Source organism: Pseudomonas sp. W5-01 (genome assembly GCF_046540435.1).
In the GTDB taxonomy this organism is placed as follows: Bacteria; Pseudomonadota; Gammaproteobacteria; order Pseudomonadales; family Pseudomonadaceae; genus Aquipseudomonas; species Aquipseudomonas graminis_B.
The window spans coordinates 407,360-434,312 of sequence record NZ_JAXCIP010000004.1 but is presented as its reverse complement, the minus strand read 5'-3'; the positions used below and the strand labels follow the sequence as shown (position 1 = coordinate 434,312).

At 59.8% G+C, this 26,953-nt stretch carries 29 protein-coding genes; 17 read left to right on the top strand and 12 right to left on the bottom strand.

The window, feature by feature from the left end; translation table 11 throughout:
- Positions 1-2: 2 nt before the first annotated feature.
- From ptsN to SLW75_RS15455, 8 genes are all read right to left on the bottom strand, one after another.
- The gene (ptsN, locus tag SLW75_RS15490; protein WP_065992075.1) at positions 3-467 is read right to left on the bottom strand and encodes a PTS IIA-like nitrogen regulatory protein PtsN; all 465 of its coding nucleotides are present in this window, start codon (positions 465-467) and stop codon (positions 3-5) included.
- A 12-nt stretch (positions 468-479) separates the two neighbouring features.
- Entirely contained in the window at positions 480-788 is a 309-nt protein-coding gene (hpf, locus tag SLW75_RS15485; protein ID WP_037014798.1) for a ribosome hibernation-promoting factor, HPF/YfiA family, read from the bottom strand.
- Between the two features lie 76 nt (positions 789-864).
- Complete coding sequence (locus SLW75_RS15480; RefSeq protein ID WP_065992077.1) at positions 865-2,358, bottom strand: RNA polymerase factor sigma-54; 1,494 nt, start codon at positions 2,356-2,358, stop codon at positions 865-867.
- A 189-nt stretch (positions 2,359-2,547) separates the two neighbouring features.
- On the bottom strand, positions 2,548-3,273 hold the full coding sequence (gene lptB, locus SLW75_RS15475; RefSeq protein WP_065992079.1) for an LPS export ABC transporter ATP-binding protein: 726 nt from the start codon (positions 3,271-3,273) through the stop codon (positions 2,548-2,550).
- Positions 3,273-3,815, bottom strand: a complete 543-nt coding sequence (gene lptA / locus SLW75_RS15470; RefSeq protein ID WP_037014791.1) for a lipopolysaccharide transport periplasmic protein LptA — start codon at positions 3,813-3,815, stop codon at positions 3,273-3,275. The genes lptB and lptA overlap by 1 nt, the downstream gene beginning before the upstream one ends.
- Positions 3,802-4,374: an LPS export ABC transporter periplasmic protein LptC gene (gene lptC, locus SLW75_RS15465; protein WP_037014789.1), complete on the bottom strand. Its 573-nt coding sequence runs from the start codon at positions 4,372-4,374 to the stop codon at positions 3,802-3,804. The genes lptA and lptC overlap by 14 nt, the downstream gene beginning before the upstream one ends.
- A gap of 10 nt (positions 4,375-4,384) precedes the next feature.
- On the bottom strand, positions 4,385-4,918 hold the full coding sequence (gene kdsC / locus SLW75_RS15460; protein WP_065992081.1) for a 3-deoxy-manno-octulosonate-8-phosphatase KdsC: 534 nt from the start codon (positions 4,916-4,918) through the stop codon (positions 4,385-4,387).
- Entirely contained in the window at positions 4,919-5,893 is a 975-nt protein-coding gene (locus SLW75_RS15455) for a KpsF/GutQ family sugar-phosphate isomerase (RefSeq protein WP_410934860.1), read from the bottom strand.
- Positions 5,894-6,201: 308 nt separating this feature from the next.
- On the opposite strand from SLW75_RS15455, the gene SLW75_RS15450 reads away from it, so the two are divergent.
- From SLW75_RS15450 to hisC, 10 genes are all read left to right on the top strand, one after another.
- Complete coding sequence (locus SLW75_RS15450) at positions 6,202-7,011, top strand: ATP-binding cassette domain-containing protein (RefSeq protein ID WP_065992087.1); 810 nt, start codon at positions 6,202-6,204, stop codon at positions 7,009-7,011.
- Positions 7,011-7,808: a lipid asymmetry maintenance ABC transporter permease subunit MlaE gene (mlaE, locus tag SLW75_RS15445; protein WP_192132717.1), complete on the top strand. Its 798-nt coding sequence runs from the start codon at positions 7,011-7,013 to the stop codon at positions 7,806-7,808. The genes SLW75_RS15450 and mlaE overlap by 1 nt, the downstream gene beginning before the upstream one ends.
- Positions 7,808-8,275, top strand: coding sequence for an outer membrane lipid asymmetry maintenance protein MlaD (gene mlaD / locus SLW75_RS15440; protein WP_065992091.1), 468 nt, complete (start codon positions 7,808-7,810; stop codon positions 8,273-8,275). The genes mlaE and mlaD overlap by 1 nt, the downstream gene beginning before the upstream one ends.
- A gap of 11 nt (positions 8,276-8,286) precedes the next feature.
- Entirely contained in the window at positions 8,287-8,943 is a 657-nt protein-coding gene (locus tag SLW75_RS15435; RefSeq protein WP_065992093.1) for a phospholipid-binding protein MlaC, read from the top strand.
- Positions 8,940-9,245, top strand: coding sequence for a lipid asymmetry maintenance protein MlaB (locus SLW75_RS15430; RefSeq protein WP_065992094.1), 306 nt, complete (start codon positions 8,940-8,942; stop codon positions 9,243-9,245). The genes SLW75_RS15435 and SLW75_RS15430 overlap by 4 nt, the downstream gene beginning before the upstream one ends.
- A 114-nt stretch (positions 9,246-9,359) precedes the next feature.
- Positions 9,360-9,599, top strand: a complete 240-nt coding sequence (locus SLW75_RS15425) for a BolA family protein (RefSeq protein WP_065992095.1) — start codon at positions 9,360-9,362, stop codon at positions 9,597-9,599.
- A 23-nt stretch (positions 9,600-9,622) separates the two neighbouring features.
- A complete protein-coding gene (gene murA / locus SLW75_RS15420; protein WP_065993161.1) occupies positions 9,623-10,888 on the top strand; it encodes a UDP-N-acetylglucosamine 1-carboxyvinyltransferase in 1,266 nt (421 codons plus the stop codon).
- Between the two features lie 164 nt (positions 10,889-11,052).
- Positions 11,053-11,688, top strand: coding sequence for an ATP phosphoribosyltransferase (gene hisG / locus SLW75_RS15415; RefSeq protein ID WP_065992096.1), 636 nt, complete (start codon positions 11,053-11,055; stop codon positions 11,686-11,688).
- Positions 11,689-11,844: 156 nt separating this feature from the next.
- A complete protein-coding gene (hisD, locus tag SLW75_RS15410) occupies positions 11,845-13,173 on the top strand; it encodes a histidinol dehydrogenase (protein WP_065992098.1) in 1,329 nt (442 codons plus the stop codon).
- 2 nt (positions 13,174-13,175) lie between these two features.
- On the top strand, positions 13,176-14,234 hold the full coding sequence (gene hisC, locus SLW75_RS15405) for a histidinol-phosphate transaminase (RefSeq protein WP_410934859.1): 1,059 nt from the start codon (positions 13,176-13,178) through the stop codon (positions 14,232-14,234).
- Positions 14,235-14,260: 26 nt separating this feature from the next.
- Here the strand turns inward: hisC and algW are convergent, their stop codons facing one another.
- The gene (gene algW, locus SLW75_RS15400) at positions 14,261-15,427 is read right to left on the bottom strand and encodes a Do family serine endopeptidase AlgW (protein WP_369318471.1); all 1,167 of its coding nucleotides are present in this window, start codon (positions 15,425-15,427) and stop codon (positions 14,261-14,263) included.
- Between the two features lie 98 nt (positions 15,428-15,525).
- Between algW and SLW75_RS15395 the strand changes: the two genes are divergently transcribed.
- The 3 genes from SLW75_RS15395 (at position 15,526) to cysN (ending at position 19,371) form a co-directional block, all read left to right on the top strand.
- The gene (locus tag SLW75_RS15395; protein ID WP_410934858.1) at positions 15,526-16,284 is read left to right on the top strand and encodes a Nif3-like dinuclear metal center hexameric protein; all 759 of its coding nucleotides are present in this window, start codon (positions 15,526-15,528) and stop codon (positions 16,282-16,284) included.
- Positions 16,285-16,430: 146 nt separating this feature from the next.
- Positions 16,431-17,348, top strand: a complete 918-nt coding sequence (gene cysD, locus SLW75_RS15390) for a sulfate adenylyltransferase subunit CysD (RefSeq protein ID WP_065992104.1) — start codon at positions 16,431-16,433, stop codon at positions 17,346-17,348.
- A 124-nt stretch (positions 17,349-17,472) separates the two neighbouring features.
- A complete protein-coding gene (gene cysN, locus SLW75_RS15385; RefSeq protein WP_410934857.1) occupies positions 17,473-19,371 on the top strand; it encodes a sulfate adenylyltransferase subunit CysN in 1,899 nt (632 codons plus the stop codon).
- Between the two features lie 138 nt (positions 19,372-19,509).
- Here cysN and SLW75_RS15380 read toward each other — a convergent pair whose 3' ends face one another.
- A complete protein-coding gene (locus tag SLW75_RS15380) occupies positions 19,510-19,947 on the bottom strand; it encodes a YhcB family protein (RefSeq protein ID WP_065992106.1) in 438 nt (145 codons plus the stop codon).
- Positions 19,948-20,092: 145 nt separating this feature from the next.
- Between SLW75_RS15380 and SLW75_RS15375 the strand changes: the two genes are divergently transcribed.
- The 3 genes from SLW75_RS15375 (at position 20,093) to zapE (ending at position 23,256) form a co-directional block, all read left to right on the top strand.
- Positions 20,093-20,722 (top strand): alpha/beta hydrolase, encoded by a 630-nt coding sequence (locus SLW75_RS15375; protein ID WP_410934856.1) that lies wholly within the window; start codon positions 20,093-20,095, stop codon positions 20,720-20,722.
- Positions 20,723-20,750: 28 nt separating this feature from the next.
- Complete coding sequence (locus SLW75_RS15370) at positions 20,751-22,100, top strand: tryptophan--tRNA ligase (RefSeq protein ID WP_410928461.1); 1,350 nt, start codon at positions 20,751-20,753, stop codon at positions 22,098-22,100.
- 61 nt (positions 22,101-22,161) lie between these two features.
- Positions 22,162-23,256, top strand: coding sequence for a cell division protein ZapE (zapE, locus tag SLW75_RS15365; protein ID WP_065992112.1), 1,095 nt, complete (start codon positions 22,162-22,164; stop codon positions 23,254-23,256).
- A gap of 84 nt (positions 23,257-23,340) precedes the next feature.
- Here zapE and SLW75_RS15360 read toward each other — a convergent pair whose 3' ends face one another.
- Complete coding sequence (locus tag SLW75_RS15360; RefSeq protein WP_172612965.1) at positions 23,341-24,261, bottom strand: GlxA family transcriptional regulator; 921 nt, start codon at positions 24,259-24,261, stop codon at positions 23,341-23,343.
- Positions 24,262-24,481: 220 nt separating this feature from the next.
- Here SLW75_RS15360 and SLW75_RS15355 point away from each other — a divergent pair, with 220 nt between their 5' ends.
- A complete protein-coding gene (locus tag SLW75_RS15355; protein WP_410934855.1) occupies positions 24,482-25,618 on the top strand; it encodes an acyl-CoA dehydrogenase family protein in 1,137 nt (378 codons plus the stop codon).
- Positions 25,619-25,823: 205 nt separating this feature from the next.
- On the opposite strand, the gene SLW75_RS15350 is transcribed toward SLW75_RS15355, so the two are convergent.
- A complete protein-coding gene (locus SLW75_RS15350; protein ID WP_410934854.1) occupies positions 25,824-26,861 on the bottom strand; it encodes an NADP(H)-dependent aldo-keto reductase in 1,038 nt (345 codons plus the stop codon).
- Positions 26,862-26,953: the final 92 nt, after the last annotated feature.

Below are 26,953 nucleotides of genomic sequence, written 5' to 3'. Positions count from 1 at the left end.
GATCAGTGACCGTTCTGGACGTCGAGCACGACGCTGTAAAGCTCTTCGTCGGTTTTGGCGGCGCGCAGGCGCTTACGCACATCGTCACGGTCGAGCATGCTGGCGATCTGGCGCAGCAGTTCCAGGTGAGCATCGGTGGCCGCTTCCGGGACCAGCAGCACAAACAGCAGGTCAACCGGCGCGCCGTCGATGGCGTCGAAATCGATGGGTTTCTCGAGATGCAGCACAGCGCTGACAGGCGTTGTACAGCCCTTCAGGCGGCAGTGGGGAATGGCGATGCCATTACCGAAACCGGTGGAGCCGAGTTTTTCACGGGCAATAAGGCTTTCAAACACCACCTGTTCATCAAGATCGGGCACTTGCTTGCCGATCATGCTGGCGATGTTTTGGAGTACGGCTTTTTTGCTGCCGCCTGGCACGTTCACGAGTGAACGGCCAGGGGTCAGAATATTTTCAAGTCGGATCATGAGTGGGGAGTGTCAGCGAGCAGTCGCGCCTTGCAGCAGACTTTGCTGTTTTTCCTTATGTTTTTTGAGTTGGCGGTCAAGCTTGTCGGCAAGCAGGTCAATGGCTGCGTACATGTCGTCGTGTTCGGCGTTGGCAACCACTTCAGCGCCAGGAACGTGCAAGGTGGCTTCGATCTTCTGCTTGAGCTTCTCGACCTCCATCGTGACCTGCACATTCGTGATCTTGTCAAAGTGGCGTTCCAGTCGGGCGAGCTTCTCGCCGATGTAGGTACGCAGAGGTTCGGTCACTTCCAGCTGGTGTCCACTGATATTGACTTGCATACAGCTTCTCCTTCGTTGCCAGTGCATTAAGAGGCAGGCGTAATGCCTGCCACTGGAACACTTTGACGTGTGACCTTTACATCAGTCGCTTGCGTTCGCTGGACGGCGAGATCCCAAGGGATTCTCGGTACTTGGCGACTGTGCGACGGGCCACTTGAATGCCTTGTGCTTCCAGTAAACCAGCGATCTTGCTGTCACTCAACGGCTTTTTCTGATTTTCCGCAGCGACCAGTTTTTTGATGATCGCGCGAATCGCCGTGGACGAGCATTCGCCGCCTTCCGAGGTGCTGACGTGGCTGGAAAAGAAATATTTGAGTTCGTAGATCCCGCGTGGGGTGTGCATGAATTTCTGCGTGGTGACCCGGGAAATCGTCGATTCGTGCATGCCGACCGCCTCAGCGATGTCATGCAGAACCAGCGGCTTCATGGCCTCGTCGCCGTACTCAAGGAAGCCGCGCTGGTGTTCAACGATTTGCGTCGCCACCTTCATCAGCGTCTCGTTACGGCTTTGCAGGCTCTTGATGAACCAGCGCGCTTCCTGCAGCTGATTGCGCATGAACGTATTGTCGGCGCTGGTATCGGCACGACGCACGAACCCCGCGTACTGCGGATTGACCCGCAGGCGCGGCACGGATTCCTGGTTCAGCTCCACCAGCCAGCGCTCGTTGTCCTTGCGCACGATGACGTCAGGCACAACGTATTCGGCTTCACTGGACTCGATCTGCGAGCCGGGGCGCGGGTTGAGGCTCTGGACCAGTTCAATGACCTGCCGCAGGTCGTCTTCCTTGAGCTTCATGCGGCGCATCAGTTGCGCGTAGTCGCGGCTGCCCAACAGATCGATGTAGTCGCTGACCAGCTTCTGCGCTTCCGCCAGCCACCTGGTTTTGGCCGGCAACTGACGGAGCTGCAGCAGCAGGCATTCGCTCAGGTTGCGAGCGCCGATGCCCGCAGGCTCGAACTGCTGGATGCGGTGCAGAACGGCTTCGATTTCGTCCAGCTCGATATCGAGCTCAGGATCGAAAGCGTCGAGCAATTCTTCCAGTGTTTCGTCGAGGTAACCCTGGTTGTTGATGCAATCGATCAGCGTCACGGCGATCAGGCGATCGGTGTCCGACATCGGCGCGAGGTTGAGCTGCCAGAGCAGGTGGCTTTGCAGGCTTTCGCCAACGGAGGTGCGGGTGGTGAAATCCCACTCGTCATCGTCATTGCTGGGCAGGCTGCTGGCGCTGGTCTGATAGACGTCTTCCCACGCGGTGTCGACAGGCAACTCGTTGGGGATGCGCTCGTTCCAGTCGCCCTCATCCAGATTGTCGACGGTAGGCGCCGATTCCTGGTAGGTGGGCTCCTGAACATCAGCGTTGGGCTTTTGCTCTACGTTATCCGCCAAGGGGTCGGCGTTGTCGAAATCGTCGCCTTCCTCCTGCCGTTCCAGCATCGGGTTCGACTCCAGCGCCTCCTGAATCTCCTGTTGGAGATCCAGCGTCGACAACTGAAGCAAGCGGATTGCCTGTTGCAGCTGAGGCGTCATCGTCAGCTGCTGGCCCATTCTCAAGACTAGCGAAGGTTTCATGGCAGGGCTTAACACCTTATTCGCCGGCGCACTGCGCGCCATTTACTACCAGGGCGCCGAGGGCGCCAACTTAAGCAAATTATATGCCTGAAGCTGGAGGGTTTGCCTAGAGTGTGATGACAATTAAAAAACGAGGTCGGCGATAGGGCGCGTTGCGGCGTACCGCACAACCTCGTGTCATCACTGCGGTTACAGGCGGAATTCGTGACCCAGATACACTTCCTTGACCAATTGGTTGGCCAGGATGGATTCGGCGTCGCCTTCGGCAATTAGCTGCCCATCGTTGACGATGTAGGCGGTTTCGCAGATATCCAGCGTTTCACGCACATTGTGGTCGGTGATCAGCACGCCGATCCCTTTGGCCTTGAGGTGGTGAATGATCTGCTTGATGTCGCCTACGGAAATAGGGTCAACACCGGCAAAAGGTTCGTCGAGCAGAATGAATTTCGGCGAAGTGGCGAGGGCGCGTGCGATTTCCACGCGGCGACGTTCACCGCCCGACAGGCTCATGCCCAGGTTGTCGCGAATGTGGGTGATGTGGAATTCCTGCAGCAGGCTTTCCAGCTCCTTGCGACGGGCAGTGCGATCGAGCTCCTTGCGGGTCTCCAGAATCGCCATGATGTTGTCCGAGACGGAGAGCTTGCGGAAGATCGACGCTTCCTGTGGCAGGTAGCCAATACCGGCGCGTGCGCGGCCGTGCATCGGCTGGTGGCTGACGTCCTGGTCGTCGATCAGAACGCGACCCTGATCGGCCTGAACCAGGCCGACGATCATGTAGAAGCAGGTGGTCTTGCCGGCGCCGTTGGGGCCGAGCAGGCCGACAATCTGACCGCTCTCGATGGACAGGCTGACGTCACGTACGACCTGGCGGCTTTTATAGGCCTTGGCCAGATGTTGGGCTTTCAGCGTTGCCATTACTGGGCCTTCTGCTGGTCGGTTTTCTTTTTCGGCTGGATGACCATGTCGATGCGAGGGCGTGGTGCGGTGACCTTGGTGCCGTTGGCACGACCGGCGTTCACGACCTGCTTGACGGTGTCATAGACGATTTTCTCGCCTTCGGACGTGTTGCCGTCGTTGACCACTTTGGCCTTGTCGATCAGCACGATGCGGTTCTGGGCCGCGAAGTACTGGATGGTGACGCCCCAGGCCTGAACGATCGGTTTGTCCACCGATGGCTTCTGCTCGTAATAGGCCAGGTTGCCCACGGACGTGAACACGTCCACGTCGCCTTGCGGTGTCCGGGTGATTGTCACGGTGTTGCCGGTGATCTTCATCGTGCCCTGGGTGATGATGACATTGCCTTTGTAAGTGGCGATGCCTTGCTTGTCGTCCAGTTGCGCGTCATCCGACTGGATGTGGATGGGTTGATCGCGATCCGTCGGCAGAGACCAGGCGCTCGCGCTTCCCAGTGCTGCGCCCAGGCCGAGCAAAAAAGGAAGGGTTTTAACGAGCCTCATACTGTCCTCTTACGTTGGATAGCAGGTTCATCCTGCTTTCTTTCAGATACGCTTTCATACCCGTGCCGGTCGTTACACCGCCAAGGCCGTCGATTCTAACGGGTTGGGCAGTCTCCGCATATTGCTTCTGCGGGAATACAGTCATGCGGCTGCTGGTGATGATGGTGGTGCGGTTCTTTTCGTCGGTGCGGTTGATGCGCACCGAGTCGATCAGCTCGACGTGATCACCCCCCGGCGACACTTCGGCGCGAACGCTCTGTACGTGCCACGGGAAGGTCGAACCTCGATACATCTGCAGCACCGGCGTGGTCATCAGGGTGACGTCGGTGGCTTTCAAGTGCTCGACCTTGTCGGCGGTCATGTCGTACTGCATGGTTCCGTCGGGCAGGTACTGAATGCTGTGGGCGTTGGTCGCGTAGTAATCGACAGCGCTTTCATCCACGGCAGCCTTGGGTTGATCGAGGAAGCTTTCCGGACTGATGTTCCAGTAGCCGACCGCTGCCAGCAGCAATGCCAGCACACCGAACAGCAGAAACGTACGAAACTTTTTGCTCAGCATAAATGCACTTCTATAGGTAGGCGGCATGAGCCGCTTCGAGGTTGCCCTGAGCCTTCAGAATCAACTCGCAGAATTCGCGGGCAGCGCCTTCGCCGCCACGTGCCTGGGTAATGCCATCGGCATGCTCGCGGACAAAGCTGGCAGCATTGGCAACGGCCATGCCCAGGCCGACCCGGCGAATGACCGGCAGATCAGGCAGATCGTCACCCAGATACGCGACCTGCTCGTAGCTTAGATTCAGTTGCTGCAAAAGCTCGTCGAGGACCACGAGTTTGTCTTCGCGGCCCTGATAAAGGTGCGCGATGCCGAGGTTCTTCGCTCGCCGCTCAACCACGGGGGTCTTGCGCCCGCTGATGATGGCAGTGGTCACGCCCGAGTTGATGAGCATCTTGATGCCCTGGCCGTCGAGGGTGTTGAACGTCTTGAACTCGCTGCCGTCTTCGAGGAAATACAGGCGCCCATCGGTGAGTACGCCATCGACGTCGAAGATCGCCAGTTTGATGTTCTTGCCGCGTTGCATCAGGTCATTCATATCGGCGCTCATTTACATGACGCCTGCGCGAAGCAGGTCTTGAAGGTTGAACGCGCCAACCGGGCGGTCGTTCTCGTCGACCACAATAAGTGCGCCGATCTTGTTGTCTTCCATGATTTTCAAAGCTTCGGCCGCGAGCATTTCCGGCCGTACAGTCTTGCCATGGACGGTCATCACTTCATCAATGGTGGCCAGGCGTATGTCGATCGGGCGATCCAGCGTGCGACGCAAGTCACCGTCCGTGAAGATACCGGCAAGGCGTCCGTCGCTCTCGAGGATGGCGGTCATACCCAGCCCCTTGCGGGTCATTTCCATCAGCGAATCGCGAAGCGGCGTGCCCCGCGCAACCTGCGGCAGGTTGGCCCCAGTGTGCATCACATGCTCGACCTTCAACAGCAGCCGACGACCCAGCGCACCGCCCGGGTGGGAAAAGGCGAAGTCTTCGGCGGTGAAGCCTCTGGCGTCCAGCAGTGCAACGGCCAGGGCGTCGCCCATGACCAGCGCCGCCGTGGTGGAGGAGGTGGGCGCCAGATTCAGCGGGCAGGCTTCTTTTTCGACCCGCGCATTAAGGTTGACGTCGGCGGCTTTGGCCAGCGTTGAGTCCGGGTTGCCGGTAAGGCTGATCATCTTGATGCCCAGACGCTTGATCAGCGGCAGCAACGTGACGATCTCGGCCGTCGTGCCCGAGTTGGACAGGGCCAGAATGATGTCGGCGCTGGTGATCATGCCCATGTCGCCGTGGCTGGCCTCGGCCGGGTGCACGAAAAACGAGGGAGTGCCGGTGCTGGCGAGGGTCGCGGCGATCTTCTTGCCGATATGCCCCGACTTGCCCATGCCGACCACGACCACGCGGCCCTGACTGCCCAGAATCATGTCGCATGCGCTGACGAAATCGGCATTGATATGCGCAAGCAGACCTTCCACGGCTTCTATTTCAAGGCGGATGGTGCTCTTTGCCGATTCAATCAGATTGCGCGCATTGGACATATCGGAAGGGGTCGCTTGGTCAAAAGCCGGGGATTATAGCGGCAATGTTCAAAAGCCTCACGCTTCATCGTTGCTGTTTGTTTAATGAAAGGACACGTCCTTCAGCAACTGCGTGATAAAGGCTGGCGATGGGTACGAAAATTCCACACCGTCCTTAATACCCTTCTTTGTTTGCGACTTGACACGTTGAAGCTTGGGCGGCGTGCGAGAGCGGTGGTATAGTCCGCCGCTTGTTCGGCCCCTCCAAAAGTGTGTCGTTCGTCAAGAACGCGGCATCTGAGAGACAGGTTGCATCGCAAGGAGTTTAGATGAGTGCCGATAACGCCTACGCGGTCGAGCTGAAGGGCGTTTCCTTCAAGCGCGGTGCGCGCAGCATCTTCAATAATGTGGACATCAGCATCCCCCGGGGCAAAGTCACCGGCATCATGGGGCCGTCGGGCAGTGGTAAAACCACCCTGCTGCGATTGATGGGAGCACAACTGCGTCCCAGCGCTGGCGAAGTCTGGGTCAATGGCCAGAATTTGCCCAAGCTATCGCGCAGCGATCTTTTCGACGCGCGCAAGCAGATGGGCGTGCTCTTTCAGAGCGGCGCACTGTTCACCGACCTCGACGTTTTCGAAAACGTGGCGTTTCCGCTGCGGGTTCACACCAAACTGCCTGAAGACATGATCCGCGACATCGTCCTGCTGAAGCTGCAGGCGGTCGGGCTTCGTGGGGCCGTTGATCTGATGCCCGACGAGCTGTCGGGTGGCATGAAGCGTCGTGTTGCGCTGGCGCGTGCCATCGCGCTGGATCCCCAGATCCTCATGTACGACGAACCTTTCGTGGGCCAGGACCCTATCGCCATGGGCGTGCTGGTACGGCTGATCAGGCTGCTGAATGACGCGCTGGGTATCACCAGTATCGTGGTGTCTCACGACCTCGCCGAGACCGCGAGCATCGCCGACTATCTCTATGTCGTCGGTGACGGTCAGGTGCTGGGGCAGGGCACACCGCAGGAACTGATGGAGTCGGATAACCCTCGTATACGTCAGTTCATGACGGGCGATCCCGACGGGCCGGTACCTTTCCATTATCCGGCACCGGATTATCGCGACGATCTTTTGGGGAAGCGCTGATGCGCAGAAAGTCTTTAATGGATCGCGTACGCCTGATGGGGCGTTCGGCGATCGATATAGTTGCAGTGCTGGGTCGTTCAGGGATTTTTCTGGTTCATGCGTTGCTCGGGCGTGGCGGAATCGGCGGCGGCTTTCAGCTGCTGCTGCGTCAGCTGCACTCGGTAGGCGTCATGTCTCTGGCCATTATTGTCGTGTCCGGCGTGTTTATCGGCATGGTGCTGGCGCTGCAAGGCTTCAGCATTCTCGCCAAGTACGGCTCCGAGCAGGCGGTGGGGCAGATGGTTGCCCTGACGCTGCTGCGTGAACTAGGCCCGGTCGTTACCGCTCTATTGTTCGCCGGTCGTGCAGGCTCTGCGCTTACCGCTGAAATCGGCAACATGAAATCCACCGAGCAGCTTTCCAGCCTCGAGATGATTGGCGTTGACCCGCTCAAATACATCGTCGCGCCGCGTCTCTGGGCAGGCTTCATCTCGCTGCCGGTGCTGGCGCTGATCTTCAGCGTGGTTGGCATCTGGGGTGGTTCGTGGGTGGCGGTCGACTGGCTGGGCGTTTACGAAGGCTCCTTCTGGGCCAACATGCAGAACAGCGTTTCGTTTACCGATGATGTACTCAACGGTGTCATCAAGAGCGTCGTGTTCGCTTTTGTCGTCACCTGGATTGCCGTGTTTCAGGGCTATGACTGCGAGCCGACGTCCGAAGGGATCAGTCGCGCCACGACCAAGACCGTGGTCTACGCGTCATTGGCCGTACTGGGCCTGGACTTTATTATGACCGCCTTGATGTTTGGAGACTTCTGATGCAAAACCGCACCCTCGAAACCGGTGTAGGCCTGTTTCTGCTGGCCGGTATCCTGGCTTTGCTCCTGCTCGCCCTGCGCGTCAGCGGTCTGAGTGCCAGCGCCAACACCGACACTTATAAACTTTACGCAAATTTCGACAATATCGCCGGTTTGACTGTCAGAGCGAAAGTGACCATGGCCGGTGTGAACATTGGCAAGGTCACTGCAATCGATCTGGATCACGATACCTTCACCGGTCGTGTGACGATGGAAGTGAACAAACGGGTCAATAACCTGCCTTCGGATTCCACCGCTTCCATTCTGACCGCGGGCCTGCTGGGTGAAAAATACATCGGCATCAGTGTCGGTGGTGATGACCAGCTGTTGAAAGACGGCGGCACCATCCATGACACCCAGTCCTCGTTGGTACTCGAAGACCTGATCGGTAAATTCCTGCTCAATTCAGTGGGCAAAGACGCCAAATGAGGAGTTTTTTCATGATCTCGATTCTGCGCCGTGGCCTTCTGGTGCTGCTGGCCGCCCTGCCATTGTTTGCTAATGCAGCGGCGTCCGATGCTTCCGCCCACGACCTGGTTGATCGCACCACCAAGCAATTGCTGGCTGACCTGTCCGCCAACAAGGAAACCTACAAGTCCAATCCGCAAGCGTTCTACGATGCACTCAATGGCATCGTCGGCCCGGTCATTGACGCCGATGGCATTTCCAAAAGCATCATGACCGTGAAGTATTCGCGCAACGCCACCCCGGCGCAGATGCAGCGGTTCCAGGAAAACTTCAAGCGCAGTCTGATCCAGTTCTATGGCAACGCACTGCTTGAGTACAACAACCAGGGCATCACTGTTTCTCCTGCCAAGCAGGAAGGTGCTGATCGCACTTCCGTTGACATGTCGGTCAAGGGCAACAACGGCGCGGTTTACCCTGTTTCCTACACCCTCGTTAAAATCGGCGGTGAGTGGAAAGTGCGTAACGTGATCATCAACGGCATCAACATCGGCAAGCTGTTCCGCGATCAGTTCGCTGACGCCATGCAGCGCAACGGTAACAACCTGGACAAAACCATCGACGGTTGGGCTGGCGAAGTCGCCAAGGCCAAAGAGACCTCGGAAGCCTCCAGCGACAAGGTCGTCAAATGAGTCAAGCGTCCGTTACTGCCGCTGGCGGCGGAGAGCTGATGCTCTCCGGCGTGGTCGACTATCGGACCGGGCCCGCCTTGCGCGAGCAGGGCGCGGCGCTCATTAAGGCCAGCACCGAAGCGGCTTTGACGCTGGACTGCTCCGGCGTGGAAAAATCCAGCAGTGTCGGCCTTTCATTGCTCCTCGCATTCATGCGCGATGCTCAGGCGGCGGGCAAGTTACTCACCGTCCGGGCGTTGCCAGAAGACATGCAGGAAATCGCCAAAGTCTCTGAGCTCACCGAGCTGTTGCAGCACCATTAATTGCTTTCATCGATCAAGCCCCTCGTCCGCCCCTTGCAAAGTAGGGTTCGCAACGAGAGGGCTTTTTTGTATGATGGCCGACCCGCGCGCGTAGGGCGCCGATAGAGGTTAAGCATGCAGGCCGTAGAAGTTAAAAGCTTCCTGGAAGCTAAGTTGCCAGATATCCAGGTCGAAGTTGAAGGCGAAGGCTGTAATTTCCAGCTGAACGTGATCAGCGACGAACTGGCCGCACTGAGCCCGGTCAAGCGCCAGCAGCAGATCTACACGCATTTGAACCCATGGATCGCCGATGGCAGCATCCACGCGGTCACCATGAAATTTTTCAGCCGCGCTGCATGGGCCGAGCGCACCTGAGCCAAAACGGCGTCGAGATTCCAATGGATAAACTGATTATTACTGGCGGCATTCGTCTTGATGGCGAAATCCGCATCTCCGGGGCGAAAAACTCCGCCCTGCCGATTCTCGCAGCCACGCTGCTGGCTGATGGTCCTGTGACCGTCGCCAACCTGCCGCACCTGCACGACATCACCACCATGATCGAGCTGTTCGGTCGCATGGGGATCGAGCCGATCATCGACGAGAAGCTCAGCGTCGAAATCGATCCGCGCACTATCAAGACCCTGGTCGCTCCGTACGAACTGGTGAAAACCATGCGTGCGTCGATCCTCGTGCTGGGTCCGATGGTTGCCCGATTCGGTGAAGCCGAAGTGGCACTGCCTGGCGGTTGCGCCATCGGTTCGCGTCCTGTCGATCTGCACATCCGTGGTCTTGAAGCCATGGGCGCGATCATCGACGTCGAAGGCGGTTACATCAAGGCCAAGGCGCCGGAAGGCGGCCTGCGTGGCGCGCACTTCTTCTTCGACACCGTCAGCGTCACCGGTACCGAGAACATCATGATGGCCGCTGCCCTGGCCAACGGCCGCAGCGTCCTGCAAAACGCCGCGCGTGAACCTGAAGTCGTCGACCTGGCGAACTTCATCAACGCCATGGGCGGTAAAGTCTCTGGCGCCGGCACCGACACCATCACCATCGATGGCGTTAAACGTCTCGGTTCGGCGACCTATCGCGTGATGCCCGACCGTATCGAAACCGGCACCTATCTGGTGGCGGCGGCGGCAACCGGCGGCCGTGTGAAGCTCAAGGACACCGATCCGACGATTCTCGAAGCGGTTCTCGAGAAGCTGCGTGAAGCCGGTGCCGAGATCACCACGGGCAGCAACTGGATCGAGCTGAACATGCACGGCAAACGTCCGAAAGCGGTCAACGTGCGTACTGCGCCGTACCCGGCGTTTCCGACCGACATGCAGGCGCAGTTCATCTCGCTGAATGCCATTGCCGAGGGTACCGGGACGGTCATCGAGACCATCTTCGAAAATCGTTTCATGCACGTGTATGAAATGCACCGCATGGGCGCGCAGATTCAGGTCGAAGGCAACACCGCGATTGTCACCGGTTGCACCAAGCTCAAGGGCGCGCCTGTGATGGCGACCGACCTGCGTGCTTCGGCGAGCCTGGTCATTTCGGCGCTGGTTGCCGAAGGCGACACGCTGATCGACCGCATCTACCACATCGACCGTGGTTACGAGTGCATCGAAGAAAAACTGCAGATGCTGGGCGCGAAGATCCGTCGCGTTCCGGGCTAGTCAGCTGCTGCGCGTTTGCCCGGGTCGATTTGATCGACTCGGGCGACGTGTCTGGCCCAAGGGCCAAGACTTTCTGATTCGTTTCACTTCGGCTTTTTGAGCCGGAGGTTGTCGGGCGCCAGTTGCGACCCGGCACGCGCTACTGATAAGGACTGACGTTTCCCATGTTAACCATCGCACTGTCCAAGGGCCGTATCCTCGACGACACCTTGCCGCTGCTCGCTGCGGCGGGCATCGTGCCGACCGAGAATCCGGACAAGAGCCGCAAGCTGATCATCCCCACGACCCAGGCCGACGTGCGCTTGCTGATCGTGCGCGCCACCGACGTGCCGACCTATGTCGAGCATGGCGCTGCGGATCTCGGCGTCGCGGGCAAGGACGTGTTGATGGAATACGGCGGTCAGGGGCTTTATGAGCCCCTCGACCTGCAAATCGCGCAGTGCAAGCTGATGACTGCAGGTGCAGTCGGCGCCGTCGAACCCAAGGGTCGGCTGCGTGTGGCGACCAAGTTCGTCAATGTTGCCAAGCGCTATTACGCCGAACAGGGCCGTCAGGTCGATATCATCAAGCTGTACGGCTCCATGGAACTTGCGCCGCTCGTGGGCCTGGCCGACAAGATCATCGACGTCGTCGACACTGGCAACACGCTGCGTGCCAACGGCCTCGAACCCCAGGACATGATTGCCCACATCAGCTCCCGTCTGGTGGTGAACAAGGCATCCATGAAAATGCAGCACGCCCGTATCCAGTCGTTGATCGACACCCTGCGCACAGCCGTGGAGTCGCGACACCGCGGTTGACTGAATCGCGTGACCCTCAACAGGATCACGCCCAGCTATCCGTGTCATAGCCAAATTTCTCAGGTGCCCGCGCGGATGGCTTGCTAGCTTAGGCATCTGCCTATCCTTGCAACTGAAATCGCCACCTGAGAAATCGCCATCATTGAGGCCCACGCTATGACCACTCCCAACGCTATTCGCCGACTCAACGCCGCCGATCCGGACTTCGCCCGTCATCTGGATCATCTGCTGAGCTGGGAAAGTGTGTCTGACGACTCGGTCAATGAGCGTGTGCTGGACATCATCAAGAACGTGCGCGAGCGCGGCGATGCGGCGCTGGTGGAATACACCCGTCGTTTCGACGGGCTGGACGTGGCGTCGATGGCGGACCTGATTCTGCCGCGCGAGCGTCTTGAGCTGGCACTGACCCGCATCACGCCCGCCCAGCGCCAGGCCCTTGAAAAAGCGGCCGACCGCGTGCGCAGTTACCACGAGCGGCAGAAGCAGGATTCCTGGAGCTACACCGAGGCCGACGGCACCGTGCTGGGCCAGAAGGTCACCCCGCTGGACCGCGCCGGCCTGTACGTGCCGGGCGGTAAAGCCTCTTACCCATCGTCAGTGTTGATGAACGCCATTCCGGCCAAAGTTGCTGGCGTGGGCGAAGTGGTCATGGTCGTGCCGACCCCGCGCGGTGAGCTCAACGAGCTGGTACTGGCGGCGGCCTGCATCGCCGGCGTCGATCGCGTGTTCACCATCGGTGGCGCGCAGGCGGTTGCGGCGCTGGCCTATGGCACTGAAAGCGTGCCGCAGGTGGACAAGGTCGTCGGGCCGGGCAACATCTATGTGGCCACCGCCAAGCGCCACGTCTTCGGTCAGGTGGGCATCGACATGATCGCCGGCCCGTCGGAGATTCTGGTGGTGTGCGACGGCCAGACCGATCCTGACTGGATCGCGATGGACCTGTTCTCCCAGGCCGAGCACGACGAAGACGCCCAGGCGATTCTGGTCAGCCCGGATGCCGAATTCCTTGACCGGGTCGCGGCCAGCATCGCCAAACTGATGCCGACGATGGAGCGCGCGGAAATCATTCAGACCTCGATCAATGGCCGCGGCGCCTTGATCAAAGTGGCCGACATGACTCAGGCCATTGAAGTCGCCAACCGGATTGCGCCGGAGCACCTGGAGTTGTCGGTGGCTGATCCACAGGCCTGGCTGCCGCAGATCCGCCACGCCGGCGCGATCTTCATGGGCCGCCACACCTCTGAAGCGCTGGGCGACTACTGCGCCGGTCCCAACCACGTGTTGCCCACTTCGGGCACCGCACGGTTCTCGTCGCCGCTGGGCGTGTACGATTTTCAGAAACGCTCATCGATCATTTTCTGCTCGGAGCAGGGCGCGTCCGAACTTGGCAAAACGGCTTCGGTGCTGGCACGCGGCGAGTCGTTGACCGCCCACGCCCGCAGCGCCGAATACCGCATCGTCGACACCGAACAAGAGGGCAACTGAGCATGAGCAAATTCTGGAGTTCCTTCGTCAACGACCTGGTGCCTTATGTGCCGGGCGAGCAGCCCAAGCTGACCAAACTGGTGAAGCTCAACACCAACGAAAACCCCTATGGCCCGTCGCCCAAGGCGATCGATGCCATGCGTGCGGCGGTCAGTGATGAACTGCGTCTGTATCCCGATCCCAACAGCGATCTGCTGAAGCACGCGGTGGCGCGTTATTACGGCGTCGACGCCAGTCGGGTGTTCCTCGGCAACGGTTCGGACGAGGTGCTCGCCCACGCCTATAACGCGTTCTTCCGACAGGCCAAACCGTTGCTGTTCCCGGACATCAGCTACAGCTTCTATCCGGTGTACTGCGGTCTGTATGGCGTCGACTACGAAGCCGTGCCGCTTGACGAACAGTTTCAGATTCGCGCCGAAGATTACGCGCGTCCCAATGGCGGCATCATTTTCCCGAACCCGAACGCACCCACCGGCTGCCTGTTGGCCCTCGATGCCGTCGAGCAGATCCTCAAGAACAGCCCGGATTCAGTGGTGATCGTCGACGAGGCGTACGTCGACTTCGGCGGCGACACCGCGATCAGCCTGGTGGATCGCTATCCGAACCTGCTGGTCACTCAGACACTGTCCAAATCGCGCTCCCTCGCCGGGCTGCGGGTGGGCCTCGCGGTGGGGCATCCGGACCTGATCGAGGCGCTGGAACGGGTGAAGAACAGCTTCAACTCGTACCCGCTGGACCGCATGGCGATTGTCGGCGCAGCAGCGGCCTTCGATGATCGCGCGTATTTCGAGAGCACCTGCCAGCGCGTGATCGCCAGCCGTGAAGCGCTCGTCGAGCAGCTGGAAGGCAAGGGTTTTGAGGTGCTGCCATCGGCCGCGAATTTCATCTTTGCCCGTCACCCTCAGCATGACGCAGCGGGTCTGGCGGCAAAGGTGCGGGAGCAGGGCGTGATCGTGCGCCACTTCAAACAGGCGCGCATCGCGCAATTCCTGCGCATCACTATCGGCACGCCTGAACAGAATCAGGCGCTGGTGGATGCCTTGGGGGACCTGTCGAGCTGAGTTGACGGCTGCTTCATCGCAACCGATCAATCCTCCGCCGCAGGCGCCGTTGTCTGCGGTGGGCGCACGCCCACCTCGGCGCTCAGCTTCAGTTCCTTGCCGTTGCGCATGACCTCAATGGCGATCTTGTCGCTCGGCTTGGTGCGCGCCACCTGATTCATGGAGCGGCGCCCGTCGCCCGCCGGCTCGCCGTTGATGCTCAAAATCACATCACCCAGCTGCAATCCGGCCTTCTGCGCCGGCCCATCGCGGAAAATCCCGGCGACCACGATCCCTGGGCGGTCCTTAAGGCCAAAGGATTCCGACAGTTCCTCCGTCAGCGGCTGTACCTCAATCCCCAACCAGCCGCGAATCACCTGACCGTGCTCAATGATCGACTTCATCACCTCCAGAGCCAGCTTGGTCGGAATCGCAAAGCCGATGCCTTGGGAGCCACCGGACTTGGAGAAGATCGCCGTGTTGATCCCGGTCAGGTTGCCATTGGCGTCCACCAGTGCGCCGCCCGAGTTGCCGGGGTTGATCGCGGCGTCGGTCTGAATGAAATCTTCGTAGGTGTTGAGGCCCAGCTGATTGCGCCCGGTGGCACTGATGATGCCCATGGTCACGGTCTGGCCCACGCCGAACGGGTTACCGATGGCCAATGCAACGTCGCCGATGCGGATGGCATCGGAACGGCCGAGGGTAATGGACGGCAGGTTCTTGAGGTCGATCTTCAGGACCGCAAGGTCGGTTTCCGGATCGCTGCCGACGACTTTGGCGATCGTCTCGCGGCCGTCCTTGAGCGCCACGACAATCTGGTCTGCACCGGAGGTGACGTGGTTGTTGGTCAGCAGATAGCCTTCCGGACTCATGATTACGGCCGATCCCAGACTCGACTGCATGCGCTTTTGTTTAGGCAGGTTGTCGCCGAAGAAACGACGAAACTGCGGGTCGTCGAACAGCGGGTGGTTGGGTTTATTGCTGTTGTTGACCATCTTGGTCGTGTACAGATTCGCCACGGCGGGGGCGGCGTTGCTGACGGCGTCCGCGTACGATACCGGGCCCTGTTGCACAAAGGTCTGCCGGGGCGCTTGTTGCAGGTTCACGTCCTGGCTTGGAAGCCCGACCCACTGGGGATAGCGCTGGATTATCAGTAAAGCGATAAGCACACCAGCGAGCAAGGGCCAGCCGAGAAAACGCAGCGCTTTGAACATTGAGCGGAGTCCTGAAGGTAGAAGCGCCTAGCTGCGCCATAATGGCCGGCATTATACGAGGACCGACACGGTCTGGACTGCATATTTAGGAGAGTTTTATGGCCGTTGCCCTGAGCACCCTGGTGGAAGAAGCGGACCGCTATCTCGGTAGCGCGCGGATTCAGGATTATTGCCCGAACGGCCTGCAGGTCGAGGGTCGGCCGCAGGTCAGGCGAATCGTCTCCGGCGTCACCGCGAGTCAGGCGCTGCTGGACGCGGCGGTGGAGGCCAATGCCGATCTGGTGCTGGTGCATCACGGCTATTTCTGGAAAGGCGAGAATCCCTGCATCACCGGCATGAAACAGCGTCGGCTGAAAACGCTGCTCAAGCACGACATCAGCCTGCTGTCCTATCACTTGCCCCTCGACCTTCACGCCGACGTGGGCAACAACGTTCAGTTGGCCCAGCAACTGGAGATCACCGTCGAAGGCCCGCTGGACCCGGACAATCCGCGCATCGTCGGGCTGGTCGGCTCACTCAGCGAGGCGATCACGCCACGGGATTTCGCCCACCGCGTGCAGACTGCATTGGGGCGCGAGCCGCTGCTGATCGAGGGTGACGGGATGATCCGCCGGGTCGGCTGGTGCACCGGAGGCGGGCAGGGCTACATCGATCAGGCCGTTATGGCCGGCGTGGACCTGTATTTGAGCGGGGAGGCGTCCGAGCAGACTTTTCATAGCGCCCGGGAAAACGGTATCAGCTTCATCGCAGCCGGCCATCACGCCACCGAGCGGTATGGTGTGCAGGCCCTGGGCGATTATCTGGCGCGGCGCTTTGCCCTTGAACATCTGTTTATCGATTGTCCGAACCCGATCTAAAGCGTCCTGAGGTCCAAAGCCTGAGCTATATGGATAGATCGTTTCGATCTATCCCCGCCGCTGAATAGAAGCAGGCGCCATGATAAAGTGCCTCGCTCGATAGAGCCCGCAGGCTCTCCACACACGTACGTTATCCGTGAGTAACCATGGTCGACAAACTGACGCATCTGAAACAGCTGGAGGCGGAAAGCATCCACATTATCCGCGAGGTCGCTGCCGAGTTCGATAACCCGGTGATGCTGTACTCCGTCGGTAAAGACTCTGCCGTGATGCTGCATCTGGCGCGCAAGGCCTTCTTTCCGGGCAAGCTGCCGTTCCCGGTGATGCACGTCGACACCCGCTGGAAATTCCAGGAGATGTACCGCTTCCGCGACAAGATGGTCGAGGAGATGGGCCTGGATCTGATCGTGCACGTGAACCCGGACGGCGTCGCGCAGGGTATCAACCCGCTGACCCACGGCAGCTCGAAGCACACCGATATCATGAAAACCCAAGGCCTCAAGCAGGCTCTGGACAAGCACGGCTTTGATGCCGCGTTCGGCGGTGCCCGCCGTGACGAAGAGAAATCCCGCGCCAAAGAGCGCGTGTATTCCTTCCGCGACACCAAGCACCGCTGGGACCCGAAAAACCAGCGTCCCGAGCTGTGGAACGTGTACAACGGCAACGTCAACAAAGGCGAGTCGATCCGCGTGTTCCCGCTTTCCAACTGGACCGAGCTGGACATCTGGCAGTACATCTACCTCGAAGGCATTCCGATCGTCCCGCTGTATTTCGCCGCCGAGCGCGAAGTCATCGAGATGAACGGCACCTGGATCATGATCGACGACGACCGCCTGCGTAATCACCTGTCCGACGAGGACAAGAAGCGCATCGTCAAGAAGAAGGTCCGCTTCCGCACACTGGGCGACTACCCGTTGACGGGCGCTGTCGAGTCCGAGGCCACCAGCCTCACCGACATCATTCAGGAAATGCTCCTGACGCGAACTTCCGAGCGCCAGGGCCGGGTCATCGACCACGATGGCGCAGGCTCGATGGAAGAAAAGAAACGCCAAGGCTACTTCTAGCTGCAAGCAGCAAGTTGGAAGCTTCAAGCCGAAACGCTGAAGCTCACTTGAACCGGAAGAATTTTGACTAGCTGTATGCCGACGAGCTTGCCGCTTGAAGCTTACAGCTTGGAGCTTGAACCCAATGAGCCATCAATCTGAATTGATCAGCGAGGACATCCTCGCCTATCTGGGCCAGCATGAACGCAAGGAAATGCTGCGTTTCCTGACCTGTGGCAACGTCGACGACGGCAAGAGCACGTTGATCGGGCGTCTGCTGCACGATTCCAAGATGATCTACGAAGATCACCTGGAAGCCATCACCCGCGATTCGAAGAAATCCGGCACCACCGGCGATGAGGTCGATCTGGCGCTGCTGGTCGACGGGCTGCAGGCCGAGCGCGAGCAGGGCATCACCATCGATGTCGCCTACCGTTACTTCTCCACCGCCAAGCGCAAGTTCATCATCGCCGACACCCCCGGCCATGAGCAGTACACCCGCAACATGGCCACCGGTGCGTCCACCTGTGACCTGGCGATCATTCTGGTGGACGCCCGCTACGGCGTGCAGACCCAGACCAAGCGCCACAGCTACATCGCCTCGTTGCTGGGCATCAAGCACATTGTGGTCGCCATCAACAAGATGGACCTCAATGGCTTCGACGAGACCATCTTCGAGCAGATCAAGGCCGATTACCTGGCGTTCGCCGACCGCATTGCGCTGAAGCCGACCACCATGGAATTCGTGCCGATGTCGGCCCTCAAGGGCGACAACGTGGTCAACCGGAGCGAGCGTTCGCCGTGGTACACCGGCAAGTCGCTGATGGAGATTCTTGAAACCGTCGAGATCGCCAACGACCGCAATTTCACTGACCTGCGTTTTCCGGTGCAGTACGTCAACCGTCCGAACCTGAACTTCCGCGGTTTCGCCGGCACCCTGGCGAGCGGCATCGTGCACAAGGGCGACGAAGTGGTTGTGCTGCCGTCCGGCAAGAGCAGCCGCGTGAAATCCATCGTCACCTTCGAAGGTGAGCTGGAGCATGCGGGCCCGGGTCAGGCGGTGACGCTGACCATGGAAGACGAGATCGACATCTCCCGTGGCGACCTGTTGGTGCATGCCGACAACGTCCCGCAGGTGGCCGACGCCTTCGACGCCATGCTGGTGTGGATGGCCGAAGAGCCAATGCTGCCGGGCAAGAAATACGACATCAAACGCGCCACGTCCTACGTGCCGGGTTCGGTTGCCAGCATCACCCATCGTGTTGACGTGAACACGATGGAAGAAGGCCCGGCCAGTTCGCTGCAGCTGAATGAAATCGGCCGCGTGAAGATCGCACTGGACGCGCCGATTGCCCTCGACGGCTACGACAGCAACCGCACCACGGGCGCGTTCATCGTCATCGACCGTTTGACCAACGGCACCGTGGCGGCCGGCATGATCATCGCCAAACCGGTGGTTGCGGGCGGCGGGAGTCATCATGGCGCGCTGGCCCATGTTTCGACAGAAGAGCGCGCTCAGCGCTTCGGCCAGAAGCCGGCCACCGTGCTGTTCAGCGGTTTGTCGGGTGCAGGCAAGAGCACGCTGGCGTATGCGGTGGAGCGCAAGCTTTTCGACATGGGCCGTGCGGTGTTCGTCCTTGATGGCCAGAACCTGCGTCACGACCTTAACAAGGGCTTGCCACAGGATCGCGCCGGTCGCACCGAGAACTGGCGTCGTGCCGCCCACGTTGCGCGTCAGTTCAACGAAGCCGGCCTGCTGACCCTCGCGGCGTTCGTCGCGCCGGACGCCGGCGGTCGGCAGAATGCCAAGGCCCTCATCGGCGATGATCGACTGATCACCGTGTACGTACAGGCGTCGCCTCAAGTGTGCCGCGAGCGTGACCCGCAAGGGCTCTACGCTGCCGACAAGGACAACATCCCGGGTGAATCCTTCCCGTATGACGTCCCGCTGGACGCCGACCTGGTCATCGACACGCAGTCTCTGAATGTCGAGGAAAGCGTCAAACAAGTGCTGGATCTGCTGCGAGCTCGCGGCGCGATCTAAACGCTGTTCGCTGTACAAAAACCCGCCGATGATGGCGGGTTTTTTTGTTTTCCTCCATTACCGTCGCCGCCAACCGACTGCCCACAAAAAAGCCCGCCGTTGGTTAGCAACGGCGGGCTTTTGGTGTTTCGAGTCGCGTTATTTTTTCAAGCCGTAATGCTCATCCAGCATGCCGGGGGAGTCGGGCGACTTGGGCGCGTAGTCCTTCGGCGGTTCAGCGGCCGTGCGCGGTGGCGTCAGGCGATCGCGGTGTGGATGGAGCGCGTCCGGGTGCAGCGCAGCCAGCAGGCGTTGACGGGTGATGTCGTCGGTGGCCAGGCGGTTGGCGCCTTCGGCCAGATGCTCCTGAACATCGTGGTAGCTTTGTGACAGCTTCTGCACCAGATTGGCGGTGCTGTTGAAGTGGGTGATCACCTCGTTCTGATACGTATCGAAACGCTCCTGAACGTCATCCAGCTGGCGCTGAGTCCCGTTAGGCACGGCATTGGGCAGCGCGCGCGCCACGAAGAAACCGATGATCACACCAACCACCAGGGCGATGGTCGGCAGCAACCAAACTAAGAGCGAGTAATCCACGAGTCCTTCCTCTATAAACGGCTTTGCTTTACGTTAACGGCTCGAACCTGCGCTGTATAGCGGCGACGTGTCGCCAGCCTGCCAGCCACAGACAATCAGCTAGACGAGTCGACCCAATTGAAGGTCACGGAGTTCATTCTTGCTCATGCGTGAGACCCCTGTATTCATCGACGGCCCGGCGGGCCAACTTGAAGCGTTGTACCTCGATCTGGACGCGGCCAGAGGCATCGCGCTGATATGCCATCCTAACCCGGTTCAGGGCGGCACCATGCTCAATAAAGTGATTTCGACCCTGCAGCGCACCGCGCGCGATGCCGGTCTTATCACCCTGCGCTTCAACTATCGCGGCGTTGGTGCCAGCGCCGGCAGCTCGGACATGGGGGAGGGCGAAGTCGACGACGCACAGGCGGCGGCGAACTGGCTGCGCGACAAACATCCCGACCTGCCCATGACGTTGTTCGGATTTTCCTTCGGCGGTTTCGTGGCGGCTACCCTGGGCGGGCGTCTTGAGGCCAAGGGCGAAACCCTGAAGCATCTCTTCATGGTCGCACCAGCCGTGATGCGCATCGCCAGTGTGGAAGCATTGCCGCAGAAGGGTCTGCTGACGCTTATTCAGCCGGACACCGATGAAGTCGTTGACCCACAACGTGTGTACGCGTGGTCTGACACGCTTCAGCGCCCCCATGAGCTGCTGAAAGTGGCAGAATGCGGGCACTTTTTTCACGGCAAGCTGACCGATCTCAAGGATCTGATTCTGCCGCGCCTTTCGAATTGATCGCAGCACCCAAAATAAGCGACTAGCCATGACCACTCGTATCCTGACCGGTATCACCACCACCGGCACACCGCACCTGGGCAACTACGCCGGCGCCATCCGCCCGGCCATCGTTGCCAGCCGCCAAAGCGATGCCGACTCTTTCTACTTTCTGGCTGACTACCACGCGCTGATCAAATGCGATGACCCGCTGCGCATTCAGCGCTCGCGTCTGGAAATCGCCGCGACCTGGCTCGCGGCAGGGCTGGACGTCGAGCGCGTGACGTTCTATCGCCAGTCCGACATTCCGGAAATCCCCGAACTGACCTGGCTGCTGACCTGCGTGGCCGGCAAGGGCCTGCTCAACCGCGCCCATGCCTACAAGGCGTCGGTGGACAAGAACGTCGAAGCCGGCGAAGACCCGGACGCCGGTATTACCATGGGCCTGTTCAGCTATCCCGTGCTGATGGCCGCTGACATCCTGATGTTCAACGCCCATCAAGTGCCTGTCGGCCGCGATCAGATCCAGCACGTCGAGATGGCGCGCGACATCGGTCAGCGCTTCAATCACCTGTTCGGTAACGGCAAAGAGTTCTTTGTAATGCCGGAAGCGCTTATCGAAGAAAGCGTCGCGACGCTGCCTGGCCTGGACGGTCGCAAGATGTCGAAGAGCTACGACAACACCGTCCCGCTGTTCACCAGCGCCAAAGACATGAAGGACGCGATCTCGCGCATCGTCACTGACTCGCGTCTGCCAGGCGAAGCCAAGGATCCGGACACGTCGCACCTGTTCACGCTGTACCAGGCATTCGCCAGTAAAGAGCAAGGCGACGAGTTCCGCACCGACCTGTTGCAGGGGTTGGGTTGGGGCGACGCCAAGCAACGCCTGTTCCAGTTGCTGGACGCGGAGTTGGGCGAAGCCCGCGAGCATTACCATCGCCTGATCGAGCGCCCCGCCGACCTGGAAGACATCCTGCAAGCGGGTGCCGAGAAGGCCCGTCGTGTGGCCACGCCGTTTCTGGGCGAACTGCGTGAAGCGGTCGGCCTGCGTTCATTCCGCACCGCCGCGCAAACCGTCACGGCGACCAAGAAGAAGGCCGGCAAAGGCCCGCGCTTCGTCAGTTTCCGTGAAGACGACGGCAGTTTCCGTTTCCGGTTGCTGGCGGCCGATGGCGAGCAACTGCTGCTGTCGCGCCACTTCGCAGACGGCAAGGCGGCCGGCGCCGTGACCAAACAGCTGCAGCAGGGCGGTGCGCTGGACATTCGGCCCGAAGGCGATGCCTTCACCTTGTGGCTGAGTGACACCTGTGTCGCCGACAGCCCGGCGTTCGCCGATGCCGCCGCCCGTGACGCCGCGATCGAGAGCCTGAAACTGGCGCTCGCGCCACAACAGGATTAATTGCCATTCCAATGGGCCGTCGCTACAGTGACGGCCCGTTTTTGCTCCCTTGCAAGCGACTATGACCCCTCTAGAACGATACCAAGCTGACCTGAAGCGTCCGGACTTTTTCCACGACGCCGCGCAAGAGAATGCTGTGCGCCATCTGCAGCGTCTGTACGACGATCTGGTCGCCGCCCATGACCGCAAGCCGGGATTGCTGGGCAAGCTGTTCGGCAAGAAAGAAGCCCCGATTGTGAAGGGGCTGTATTTCTGGGGCGGTGTGGGCCGGGGCAAGACCTACCTGGTCGACACCTTCTTCGAAGCGCTTCCGTTTGAAGACAAGACGCGCACGCACTTCCACCGCTTCATGAAGCGTGTGCACGAGGAAATGAAAAACCTCAAGGGCGAGAAGAATCCGCTGACCCTGATCGCCAAGCAGTTTTCCGAGGAAGCGCGGGTGATCTGTTTCGACGAATTCTTCGTATCGGACATCACCGACGCGATGATCCTCGGGACGCTGATGGAAGAGCTGTTCAAGAACGGCGTGACCCTGGTCGCGACGTCGAACATCGTTCCCGACGGCCTGTACAAGGACGGTTTGCAGCGTGCGCGCTTCCTGCCCGCGATTGCGCTGATCAAGCAGAACACCGAGATCGTCAACGTGGACAGCGGCGTCGACTATCGCCTGCGCCATCTTGAGCAAGCGGAGCTGTTCCACTTCCCGCTGAACGAAGCGGCAGAGGAGAGCCTGCGCAAGAGCTTCCGTGCGTTGACCCCGGAATGCACCAAGGCCATCGAGAACGATGTGCTGATCATCGAGAATCGGCAGATCAAGGCGATCCGTACCTGCGACGACGTGGCGTGGTTCGACTTCCGTGAGCTGTGCGATGGCCCGCGTAGCCAGAACGACTACATCGAACTCGGCAAGATCTTCCATGCGGTGCTGCTCAGCGGCGTGGAGCAGATGAGCGTGACCACGGACGACATCGCGCGTCGGTTCATCAACATGGTCGACGAGTTCTACGACCGCAACGTCAAGTTGATCATCTCGGCGGAAGTCGAATTGAAAGACCTGTACACCGGCGGTCGCCTGAACTTTGAGTTCCAGCGCACCCTCAGCCGATTGCTGGAAATGCAGTCCCACGAATTTCTGTCGCGGGCGCATAAGCCCTAGGCGGGAGCTGCAAGCTTCAAGCGGAAAGCTGCAAGAGGAGATATCGCTCACTTGCAGCTTGAAGCTTGCCGCTTGAAGCTGCTGTCACGCCGCCTGCTGGAACTGCTGGCGGTACTGATTCGGCGACAGGTCGGTGTGTTGACGGAACAGCCGTGCGAAGAAGCTGGCGTCGTCGTAGCCCACTTCGTAGCTGATGGTCTTGATGCTCTTGCGTGAGCCTGACAGCAAGCCCTTTGCGGTTTCGATGCGCAGGCGTTGCAGGTAATGCAGCGGCTTGTCGCCCGTTGCGGTCTGGAAGCGGCGCATGAAGTTGCGGATGCTCATGCCGTGCTCGCGGGCTACATCCTCGAAACGGAATTTGTCGGCGAAGTGTTCTTCGAGCCAGTGCTGGATCTGCAGGATGATCACGTCCTGGTGCAGCTTTTGCCCGCCAAACCCAATCCGTCCCGGTGCGTAGCTGCGTTGCACTTCGTAGAGAATGTCGCGGGCGACGGTCTGCGCAACATGGGCGCCGCAGAAGCGCTCGATCAGGTAGATATAAAGATCACACGCTGAGATCGTGCCGCCTGCGCAATACAGGTTATCGGCGTCGGTGAGGTGCTTTTCCTGATTCAGAAGCACGTTCGGAAAACGCTCGGCGAACTCGTTGAAAAACCGCCAGTAGGTGGTCGCCTCCTTGCCGTCGAGCAGCCCCGCATCCCCAAGCCAGAACACACCGCTGGCCTCACCGCAGAGCACAGCGCCGCGCGCATGTTGCTCGCGCAGCCACGGCAGGATTTGCGGATAGCGCTCGCGCAGGGTGTCGAAGTCTTCGACGAAAGCGGGAAGGATGATGATGTCGCTGTGTTCAAGCACACCGTCTACAGGGATCACGACGTCGCTGAAACTGCGAACTTCCTTTCCGTCCGGGCTGACCAGTCGGGTTTCGAAGGCCGGCTTGAAGCCCTGTCCCAACTGCTTGCCGTAGCGCAGGCTGGCGAGGTGAAAGAAGTCTTTGGCTTGCATGAGCGTGGACGCAAAAATGCCATCAATCGCAAGAATGCTGACACGCCGCAATGGCGTGTTGGGTTGGATAGACATAGTCTTTTGTTCTTATATGGGAAAGTGGTCAAGCAACGGCGTGATCGTCTTATTTTTTGTCGGATGTGTCCAGTGTCGCCGTCAACCGGCTGCGCCTACGCTCTGCTGACGTTTTGTCCGACAATCCTTCGCGCCAGGTGCAGCCATGCTCGCCAGAACACTCTTCAGCTCAGAACACGAACTGTTCCGTAACAGCGTCCGCAAGTTCTTCGAACAGCACGCGGTGCCGTTTCATGCCCAGTGGGAGAAGCAGGGCCACATCGACCGTACGCTGTGGAACCGGGCGGGGGAGCAGGGCATGTTGTGTTCGCACCTGCCGGAAGAGTACGGCGGGATGGGCGCGGACTTCCTCTACACCACGGTGGTGATCGAGGAAGTCTCTCGCCTCGGCCTGACCGGTATCGGGTTCTCTCTGCATTCGGATATCGTCGCGCCGTACATCCTCCACTACGGAAGTGAGGCGCTGAAGCTCCAATATTTGCCCAAGCTGGTGTCGGGGGAGCTGGTGACCGCCATCGCGATGACCGAACCGGGCGCGGGGTCCGACCTGCAAGGGGTCAAGACCACCGCAGTGCTGGATGGCGACGAGTACATCATCAATGGTTCGAAAACCTTCATCACCAACGGGTTTCTCGCTGATCTGGTGATTGTCGTCGCGAAGACTGATCCCGGTGCAGGCGCGAAGGGCACCAGCCTGTTTGTCGTGGAGGCGGGCACGCCCGGTTTTGCGAAGGGCAAGCGATTGGAAAAGGTCGGCATGAAGGCGCAGGACACGTCGGAATTGTTCTTCCAGGACGTGAGAGTGCCTAAGGAGAACCTGCTGGGTCAGGCCGGGATGGGTTTCGCGTATTTGATGCAGGAGCTCCCGCAGGAGCGCCTGACGGTCGCCATCGGCGCCATTGCCTCCGCCGAAGCGGCCTTGCAATGGACGCTCGACTACACGCGGGAGCGCAAGGCGTTTGGCAAGGCCATCATCGATTTTCAGAACACCCGCTTCAAACTGGCCGAAATCGCCACTGAAGTTCAGATTGGTCGTACGTTCATTGATCGGTGCCTGGAGTTGCACCTGGAAGGGAAGCTGGATGTGCCCACGGCGGCCATGGCGAAATACTGGTCAACTGACCTGCAATGCAAGGTGCTGGACGAATGCGTGCAGCTGCATGGCGGCTACGGCTTCATGTGGGAATACCCGATCGCCCGGGCGTGGGCCGATGCGCGGGTGCAGCGGATTTATGCCGGGACCAACGAAATCATGAAAGAGATCATTGCCCGGTCGCTGTGAAGTCGGGACTGATCCTGAGAGAACCTTCGGCTTTCAGACCCTACTCGGTCTCACAGCGCATACGGCCCCTGTGGGAGTGAGCTTGCTCACGAAGACGGTATACCAGCTGTTGGAAAGCAGCGGATGTATCGGCCCTTTCGCGAGCAAGGGGGGAGCGCCACTCCGGTCGCTCCCACAAGTCAATCAGCTATCAGGCAATCATCGATCAAGGCGCAGGATTCGGCTGATCCTTGTGAATCGCTTCAATGCCCGCCAGCACTTCATCCGACAGCACCAGTTCCGCGCTGGCCAGGTTGCTTTCCAGCTGCTCCAGCGTCGTTGCACCGATGATGTTGCTGGTGACGAAGCTGCGGCTGGTCACGAACGCCAGTGCCATTTGCGCGGGATCAAGACCGTGCTCACGCGCCAGCGCAACGTAGCGCGCGCAGGCCGCTTCCGATTGCGGATTGAAGTAGCGCGTGAAGCGGCTGTACAGGCTCAGGCGGCCTTTGGCAGGGCGGGCGCCGTCGGCGTATTTGCCGGACAACATGCCAAACGCCATGGGCGAGTAGGCCAGCAGGCCGCATTGCTCGCGAATCGCCACTTCCGCCAGACCCACCTCGAAGCTGCGGTTGAGCAGGTTGTAGGGGTTCTGAATCGACACCGGACGCGTCAGACCATGAGCATCCGACTCAGCGAGAAACTTCATGGTGCCCCACGGCGTTTCGTTCGACAGCCCGACATGGCGGATCTTGCCGGCCTTGACCTGCTCGTCCAGCGCTTCGAGCACTTCCAGCAGCGGGGTGAACTGCTCCTCACTGTGGTTATAACCCAGCTTGCCGAAGAAGTTGGTGCTGCGCTCAGGCCAGTGCAGTTGATACAGATCGAGGTAATCGGTCTGCAGGCGTTTGAGGCTGGCATCCAGCGCCGCGACGATGTGATCGCGGTTGAATTTCAGCTGACCGTCACGGATGTAGTCGATGCCGTTGCCGGGACCGGCGATCTTGTTGGCGAGGATCCAGTCAGCGCGGTCGCCGCTCTGCTTGAACCAGTTGCCGATGATGGTCTCGGTGCTGGCGTAGGTTTCTTTCTTCGGCGGGACCGGATACATCTCGGCGGTGTCGATGAAATTGATGCCGGCGGCCTTGGCCCGTTCGATCTGCGCGAAGGCCTCGGACTGGCTGTTCTGCTCGCCCCAGGTCATGGTGCCGAGGCAGATTGCGCTGACATTGAGGTCGGTTCTGCCCAGTTGGCGGTAGTCCATTTGGCTCTCCTGTTTAAAAGAGCCATAAAAGCAGGTTGAAATTTTTTTCGCAATCTGCATAATTCCGCTCCTGTTTGTCGCTGGAGTGATGC